At 64.3% G+C, this 3,649-nt stretch carries 4 protein-coding genes and 1 pseudogene; 2 read left to right on the top strand and 3 right to left on the bottom strand.

Going from position 1 to position 3,649, the window contains the following annotated elements; all coding sequences use genetic code 11:
• Nucleotides 1–163 (top strand): annotated as a pseudogene (locus APH42_RS30710) (Cd(II)/Pb(II)-responsive transcriptional regulator); the annotation flags it as partial.
• 67 nt (nucleotides 164–230) lie between these two features.
• On the opposite strand, the gene APH42_RS30950 reads toward APH42_RS30710, so the two are convergent.
• Nucleotides 231–593: a DUF3703 domain-containing protein gene (locus APH42_RS30950; RefSeq protein ID WP_196495817.1), complete on the bottom strand. Its 363-nt coding sequence runs from the start codon at nucleotides 591–593 to the stop codon at nucleotides 231–233.
• Nucleotides 594–617: 24 nt separating this feature from the next.
• Complete coding sequence (locus APH42_RS30340; protein WP_023657334.1) at nucleotides 618–821, bottom strand: hypothetical protein; 204 nt, start codon at nucleotides 819–821, stop codon at nucleotides 618–620.
• A gap of 417 nt (nucleotides 822–1,238) precedes the next feature.
• On the opposite strand from APH42_RS30340, the gene APH42_RS28600 reads away from it, so the two are divergent.
• The gene (locus tag APH42_RS28600; protein WP_003098972.1) at nucleotides 1,239–1,874 is read left to right on the top strand and encodes a cation transporter; all 636 of its coding nucleotides are present in this window, start codon (nucleotides 1,239–1,241) and stop codon (nucleotides 1,872–1,874) included.
• Nucleotides 1,875–2,597: 723 nt separating this feature from the next.
• Here the strand turns inward: APH42_RS28600 and APH42_RS28595 are convergent.
• Nucleotides 2,598–3,649 (bottom strand): DNA topoisomerase (locus APH42_RS28595; RefSeq protein ID WP_177336888.1); only part of this gene is annotated, 1,052 nt, incomplete at its 5' end.

Raw genomic sequence — 3,649 nt, 5'->3', positions numbered from 1 at the left:
CGAGGTGAACGCGCTGGTCGACGCTCATATCGCGCAAGTGCGGACCAAGATGAAGGAATTGCGCGCCTTGGAGCGCGAGTTAATGGATCTGCGACGCTCCTGCGATAGCGCCCGAACCTCGCGCGAGTGCGGCATTCTCAACAGCTTGGCCGAGCCCGCCTGAAGCTCGAGCGTGTCATCGGTGCTGGAAGTGATCGGGTCCAGTTCTGAGAGCCACGTGCCGCGCTCCATCATGCGAAAGCGCGCGATTCTGACGTTTTGAGACGGCGTGCGACCGAGGGCGTGGCCCACAGGAGCCAGCGCGAGCCGGACGACCTGCGCGCCGCAATCTCCGCCACCTTACGGGTTCTCCAGGCCAGACCGAGCATCGCGGCGTGGCTGCGCAGGTGCAGGTGCAGGCCAAGGTAGCAGTGCGCCACGACGCGGCCCGACTCATGGGCACGCCACGCAACTCGCGATCGCTTCGCAAGAAGCCGCAAGGCCCGACTCGCGCAAGAATGCGACGTGGGCAAGATCGTATAGCCAGCAGCGCAAGCGTTTGCCGCTGCTGGCCGGCTCCGGAAGGGATAGACAAGCTGCGGGCCGTAGTCCATTGGAAAGTCCATCTTTCTTGAGTGTCACTCTTTGGCGCCCAGCGTGTGCTTTTGCGACCGGAAAGCGCTGAACAAGTGGCCCCCGGGCATCCAGAAATCGCCGTAGTTGACTTGGGCGTCTTCGTGCTCACGCTTGTGATGCCAGCGATGGGCTTCAGCCACCCCGATCAACAATCCCAACGGCCCGACCCGGTATCCCAGATTGGAGTGCTGGAAGGCCAGATGCACGACCAAGAAGCCGAGCCATGCGCCGACGGCCAACCACAGCTTGGAACGCCGCTACTGGCTCAACGGGGAGTGGAAAGGCCGCCCGCCCTCTAGCAAGGCGGCACAAGCGAGCGCGACGATCACTGTGAGTAGCTCCGTCGGAAAAGACGGCCGGCCGGTCGCGAGCTCGCCGAAGAGCACAACCGCAGTGGCGCCACGGATCAGTGGATAGCAGCCATACCGGATGACAGTCGCAATGAAGGGGGCGCATTGGTGCTCATCTGTTCTGTCCTAAAGCTCTGACTGGATTGGAAAACCTTCTAGCTACGGTAGAGTCAAGGGCGTCCGGGAAGACCCTGTGGCAAGTTCGTTGCATCTGCGCCTTGACTCTCCAGCCGCTACAGGCTTCAGCATCCATCGATTTGGAAGGAACAATGCATGGCTGAAAACCACAGAAATCACGAAAACGACGAGTTGGGCCGCCTAGATGCGAGCGATGCGAAGGACCGAAAGATTCTTCTGACTGTGTTGCTGATCAACCTGACGCAGTCCGCCGCCGGCATTGCCCTTGGCATCTGGGCTGGCTCTACGGCGCTGATGGGCGCCGGGTTGGACAACCTCGCCGATGCGTCGGTCTATGCGGTTAGCCTGTATGCCGTCGGTCGTGCGGCAACGGTCAAGGTGGGCGCGGCCCGCTTGTCGGGTTTCTTGCTAATCGGCCTGGCCGCGCTGCTGCTGTTGGAAGTCCTACGCCGCTTCGCTGGAGGGGAAGAGCCTGTCGGCCCAGCCATGATGGCCATGGCCGCGCTGAACGCGGCTTTGAACCTAGTGTGCCTCAGACTACTGCGCCGCCATCGCGGGGAAGATGTGAACTTCAAGGCGTCAGCGATCTTTACCAGCAACGACTCCATCGTCAATGGTGCGATTGTGCTGTCCGGGGTGCTGGTGATGGGGTTCGGGTCGAACATCCCGGATCTGGTGCTGGGCGTCATCGTGGCCGCAATCGCAGCGAATGGGGGGCGGGAAATCCTGCGCGAAGCATCGGAAACAGCTCGCCGTAAGGCGGGCACATAAGGCATGTTTTCGCCCAGTTCATCCCGAGGTTTACCTCTGCAAAAGAGGTAGTCCAGCCTTTGGGCTACGGCCTCGGCTGCAGCCGAGCGTACCATTGGCGATGGCCGCGCGATAGGCGGGCATGCCGTTCTCGACCTCCGTCTGCCGTACAGCAGCGGTGCGCAAGGTTGAGGGTGCATGTCGTCTCTCCTGTTCGTGTGGCCCAGGCCAATGGCCGGGCCGGGACGTTGATGGGCAGGAGAATGGCGCCGAAGGCCCAACGGCCTTCGGCTCGGGAGAAAAGAGGAACCACCCGTGGGCTGATTGGCAGGCCCGGTCGTCGCTAGAACCGTCTGCTCATCAAGCAATCACACCCGGCCCATGTCGTGGCTGGGGCCGGCATCGTCTGGCGCACATCCGCGCACAAAGGGAGCCCGTTTTTGCACCGGCGGGCACCGGCACCGATTACCGCTGACCACGAAGGGTCTCCCGGTGGCTCGTGCAGCCTGGCAAGCCACCGGGAGACCCTTCGCAGAGGGCGGAAGAAACGCAGATCAACAGAACGCGCGTGGTGCGGCTCGCAGAGAAGCTACCTTCAGGTCCCGCGGCCGGGGACGGCTGGGCGGGACGCGCACACGGATCAAGAAGGCGTTGCGCGCTGGGCGTCCCGCAGGGCATGCGGCGGAGTGCGGGACAGGGGCCACGCCGCCGAAGGCGGGCACGGCTCACGGGGAACGGGGGCGGTCAGGAGCCTTTGCGGCCGCTACGGCGCGGGCGCGAGGCGCCGCGCTTGGAGCTGCCGGATTCGACTGGCAGCGTGCCTTTGCAGTCCGGGTAGCGGCTGCACGACCAGAACGGGCCGCTCTTGCCGCTGCGCTGGCGCGTGGGTGCGCCGCACTGCGGGCATGCCGGCCCTTGGGGAACCTTGATGGACAGGGAGGCGCTGCCGTACTGCGCAATCAACTGCGAAATCCACGCGGCCTGCTTGCCGATGAACACGTCCAGGGTGAGCTGTCCGGCCTCGATCATGTCGAGCGCCTGTTCCCAGACGGCGGTGGTGCCAGGGTCGGCAATCGCCGCAGGCACGGCATCGATCAAAGTGAAAGCCGCATCCGAGGCGCGGATGGCGCGCCCCTTCTTCACGAGGTAGCCGCGAGCGATCAGGCCGCCGATGATGTTGGCCCGCGTCGCTTCGGTGCCGATGCCAACCGTATCCTTGAGCTTCTGCTTCAGGCGGGGATCGGACACCAGCTTGGCGACGCCTTTCATGGACTTGACCAACTCGCCTTGCGTGTACGGTTTGGGCGGCAGCGTCTTGAGTGCCTTGAGATCGACGTCGGCCACCTGGCATGCCAGGCCCTCATACAGTTTCGGCAGCGCGGGCAGCACCTGGGCGCGGACCGCAGTATCGCCCTCGCCATCACCGTCTTCGGCCTGCGGCTCGGCGAGCACCTGGCGCCAACCCGGGATGACAACCTGCTTGCCCGTGGCCGCCAGGTTCTGCCCCCCGCACGAAAACTTGGCCACAGTGCGGTCGAACTCGTGGTGAGGGAGGAACTGCGCCAGGTAATGCGACCGGATGAGCCTGTACACGGCCAGTTCCTTCTCGCTCATGGCGGAGAGCTTCGCCGGTTCGAGCGTCGGGATGATGCCGTGGTGCGCCGTGACCTTGCCATCGTTCCAGGCGCGCGAGCGCTGCGAGCGGTCGAGCTGGCCCATGATCGAGCGCAGCGAGGGATCGGTCTTGAGCAGGCTGTCGAGAACGGTGGGCACTTCGGCAAACATGCTCTCGGGCA

This window comes from Pseudomonas sp. NBRC 111140 (assembly GCF_001320885.1).
GTDB classification, from domain to species: domain Bacteria; phylum Pseudomonadota; class Gammaproteobacteria; order Pseudomonadales; family Pseudomonadaceae; genus Aquipseudomonas; species Aquipseudomonas putida_P.
Note: the sequence above shows the minus strand (reverse complement) of the source record. Positions and strands in the feature narration are given on the sequence as shown.